At 38.0% G+C, this 3,783-nt stretch carries 4 protein-coding genes; 2 read left to right on the forward strand and 2 right to left on the reverse strand.

What is annotated here, in order from left to right; all coding sequences use genetic code 11:
* Window positions 1–155, reverse strand: a 155-nt coding sequence (locus L647_RS1000000125430; protein ID WP_139015429.1) for a helix-turn-helix domain-containing protein, incomplete at its 3' end; no start/stop codon positions are given.
* A 184-nt stretch (window positions 156–339) separates the two neighbouring features.
* Between L647_RS1000000125430 and L647_RS0117645 the strand changes: the two genes are divergently transcribed.
* Together L647_RS0117645 and tolC are read left to right on the forward strand one after the other, a co-directional pair.
* A complete protein-coding gene (locus L647_RS0117645) occupies window positions 340–1,116 on the forward strand; it encodes a DUF1499 domain-containing protein (RefSeq protein WP_029880538.1) in 777 nt (258 codons plus the stop codon).
* Window positions 1,117–1,123: 7 nt separating this feature from the next.
* Window positions 1,124–2,428, forward strand: a complete 1,305-nt coding sequence (gene tolC / locus L647_RS0117650) for an outer membrane channel protein TolC (protein WP_024612217.1) — start codon at window positions 1,124–1,126, stop codon at window positions 2,426–2,428.
* Here the strand turns inward: tolC and L647_RS0117655 are convergent.
* Complete coding sequence (locus L647_RS0117655) at window positions 2,418–3,689, reverse strand: IS4 family transposase (protein WP_024610808.1); 1,272 nt, start codon at window positions 3,687–3,689, stop codon at window positions 2,418–2,420. The two genes, tolC and L647_RS0117655, sit on opposite strands and share 11 nt — an antisense overlap.
* Window positions 3,690–3,783: the final 94 nt, after the last annotated feature.

The raw sequence follows: 3,783 nt of genomic DNA on the forward strand, positions 1-3,783 counted from the left end.
TAACCTCGCTTACCTGTATTTCTAGAAAGCTCTCTTGAAATCGTAGATTGCGATAAATTAGTTAGCTCAGCAATACTTTGTTGCGTAAAACCACTTTTCTTTAGAACGGCGATCTGGCATCTTTGCGCATAGGTCAGTTGTTTGTAATGTCTCATTGTAAAATCTCTTGCCGGAGAAAAAGCAGTTAGCTTATGAGCAACTGACCACTTAATCTAGCCAAAACAAGTTATGCACTTACAATTTGAATCTAGGTAAGTAAATCAGAGTAATTAACAATATCAATCCATTTTAGTCGTTGTATTAAAATGGATTGATAACCTCTAGGTTATAGGATTAACGATGATAAAAATTAATATAGCGTGCACAAAGCTCTCCAGCATAGCGTTAACTATAAGTGTTCTATGTGCTGGTATTGCAATCTTAATGGTATTTGGATCGTCTTTAGGATGTTGGGATGCAATAACCGGGTTTAGAGCAAGTAATAATTATAATAATTTATTAGGGTACAGCGCGCTCGCCGCAGCGCTACTTTCATTAATATACAGTGTTAAATATCGTAAAAATAAAGGGATATTAAAATCAGTTTTTGCTCTTGTGCTTGGATTAGGGATTTTAGCGCCCAGTGTTATTAGTGTATTTCAGCAATCGGTAAAGGCTCCACCAATACACGATATAACAACCAATACTGAACAGCCTCCGGTATTTGAATTTTTAATTGATAACCGTTCAGATGCAAAAAACACCTTGGTTTATGGTGGCGAAAATATAGCAAAGCAACAAAGGCAGGCTTACCCAGATATTCAGCCAATATTATCAGAGCTAAGCGTAGAAGAAGCGTACCTACAGGCTCTAAATGTTGCTTATATAATGCAATGGACAGTAGTACACCAAAACCCAAGTTTATTAAGTTTTGAAAGCACTGCAAACACCCCCTTTTTTAACTTTACTGATGACGTAATTGTAAATATCACTGCTTATAAATATGGCAGTCGAATTGATATTCGCAGTGTGTCGCGTATTGGTAGAGGTGATAGGGGCGTTAACGCTAAACGTATTATTGAGTTCACCAAATTATTTGAAAAAACACGTATTAATTTAACATTGTTTAAGGATTGATTTTTAGATGAAAAAACATATTTTTGCTGCCTTATTTTGTTTACCAAGCCTATTAAACATTACGGTGGTTAATGCCGAAAGCTTATTGCAAGTTTATGAAATAGCTGCCGTTAACGATCCAACTGTTTTAAAGGCAAAAGCGCAGGCACAAGCACAGTCTTACCAAAGTGATACTGCAATGAGTGCACTATTACCACAAATTAACCTAACCATGGGTTATACAAAAAGTAACTCGACCTCTTTTCAAAGTGTGAGCGATTTAACAAACCAAGTTAAAGTGCAAAGTGATACCGATGAGTTCACGCGGGGTGTTAGTTTAAGCCAAACTTTATTTGATTTAGGCGCATGGAACTCGTTAGACATTGCAGATAAACAAGCACTACAAGTAAGAGCACAATACGATGAAGCTAAGCAAAATTTAATAGTGCGTGTTGCCCAAGGTTACTTTAATGTATTGAGTGCAATTGATGACCTAGAGTTTAGTCAAGCAGAAAAACGCGCTATAAATCGCCAGTTAGAGCAAACAAAACAACGTTATGCCGTGGGGTTAACCGCTATTACAGACGTACATGAAGCACAAGCGCAGTACGATAACTCTGTCGCTCAAGAGATCATTACAAGTAATTCAGTTGAAACAGCCCGTGAAGAGTTACGTGAAATAACGGGTAAATACCACAAAAAACTAAGTATTTTGAACACAGATACTTTTTCAACGGTTAAACCTGCTAAGGGTTCAAGTGATTTTGTTAAAGTAGCCCAAGAAAAAAACATCAGCTTACAAGTCTCTAAAGTAACGGTTGATATAGCGCAACAGCAAATTAAATTAGCACAAGCAGGGCATTACCCAAAGCTTACATTAGATGCAAGTTACGGCGATTCACTCAGCGATGGAACTATCAATAGTGTAAACTTTGACGGGCAGCCACGGGAGGATTCAAGTTCTATAGGTATTAACTTTAGCGTTCCTTTGTACTCTGGTGGTGCAACTGTTGCAGCTACTGATCAAGCTCGCGCATTTTATGTATCTGCAAGCCAAGATCTAGAAACAAATTACCGTGCAATTACACGCTCTGTTATTACCTCTTATAATCAGGTGGTGTCTGATATTGCAACGTATAAAGCATTAGAGCAAGCAGTGGTCTCAGCGCAAAGCGCGTTAAAAGCGACCGAAGCAGGCTTTGAAGTAGGCACCCGAACTATTGTTGATGTACTTGTGAGTACACAAAATTTGTATGATGCAAAACGTAATTTAGCCGATGTACGTTATCGCTATGTGCTATCTACGCTTCATAGGTTAGACATTAAGAGATAATTGGATTCAGGCCGCATTTTAATCGTCCTTTTTCTTTATCTCTTTTTGGGTTCGCTCTTCGTGCATATTTTGACAAAAAACTGATAGTTTTTTGCCATGCTTTATTCAGTGTCGATATCACGCCTTGTGTTATCGACTCCATTAATTGATAAAACCAACCTTGGGTGTTTTTTGCTACCATAAATGTTGATAGCTCAATACCGGCAAGTTGTTGAACACTCATGCCTATTCGCCTCTTTACTAACAACGTCAATAAACTTGCCCACACCAAGCCTTCCATCATGCTCGCTTTTCTGGTGTTAAATTTTTGCAGGTTGCAATAAGACTTCCATTCTTTAAACAGTAACTCTATTTGCCACCTGAGACTGTAGAGCTTTATTACCGCTTCAGCGCTAAATTTTTCTCGATTTAAGTTCGTTGCCCAATAAGTAGGCTCACTTTTTCCTCTAGGCCAGCTCGCAATCAATCGATAATTAGTTTTACCTTCCACATCCATATCGACAATAACACTACGACGAATATGCTTTTTAACGTCCTTTTGCTTCTTCTGTGAAAACCGTTTTAACGCGTTACCGTGACGATTAAAAGCAGCTACTACGGTTGGATTAACCGTGGTTTTAGCCCTGACAACATAAAAGCCTCCTGCTGTATCAATTGATTCAAGATACGATAACTTAAAATAACCTCTATCCGCTAAAAACAAGGTGTCGACTAACGATTTAGCATCAGGTAAAAAATCATATTCAGCTTGGCTATCAGGACTCACTGAGATTTCTTCGGGATAACCTTGAAGCACATCCCAACTCACATGAACCTCTATTGCCGCAGGACTTATTTTAGTAAAGCGACCTTTAAAGGTATCTTTTAAACTATCGTGCACTGCGAACGAACTTCCGTCTTGCAATATGATGCGTTTGAAATCTGACAGTGTGACTTCTGTGCCGAGTATTTGTTGCTGCCATTCATTTAACGCCACATCGACCAGTGATTTCATCAATTGGCTGAATTCAGGCTTACTCAGTTGATTGTGAAACGGTTTATATTGAACATCAGTTTCCGTCAACTTCACAAAATAACGATGTAAATCTGTCACGGTGTTTACCGATTTATCGCCTAGAGCCGTTATTAACGACATGACTAATTCGAAAGGTTTTATTATTCGTTTACGGCTACAAAAACGGCTTGTTTTACCTATTTCGTTAATATTAAAATCGTTAAGCACTTTCGTTATTTTGTTTAACTCAGTATTATATTTATTCATGCTCTGCTTTTGGGATAGATAGTGGTTTGGCGATTACTATCAGATCAAATTCAGAGCATGTTTTCAAGTTTTATTCCTTAAGATCCAACCTATG

The organism is Pseudoalteromonas sp. TB64, from assembly GCF_000498095.1.
In the GTDB taxonomy this organism is placed as follows: Bacteria; Pseudomonadota; Gammaproteobacteria; order Enterobacterales; family Alteromonadaceae; genus Pseudoalteromonas.

Bases quoted from the DNA above. Each gene is read 5' to 3' on its own strand.
- L647_RS0117645 (WP_029880538.1), top strand. From the start codon at position 340: ATGATAAAAATTAATATAGCGTGCACAAAGCTCTCCAGCATAGCGTTA.
- tolC (WP_024612217.1), top strand. From the start codon at position 1,124: ATGAAAAAACATATTTTTGCTGCCTTATTTTGTTTACCAAGCCTATTA.
- L647_RS0117655 (WP_024610808.1), bottom strand. From the start codon at position 3,689: ATGAATAAATATAATACTGAGTTAAACAAAATAACGAAAGTGCTTAAC.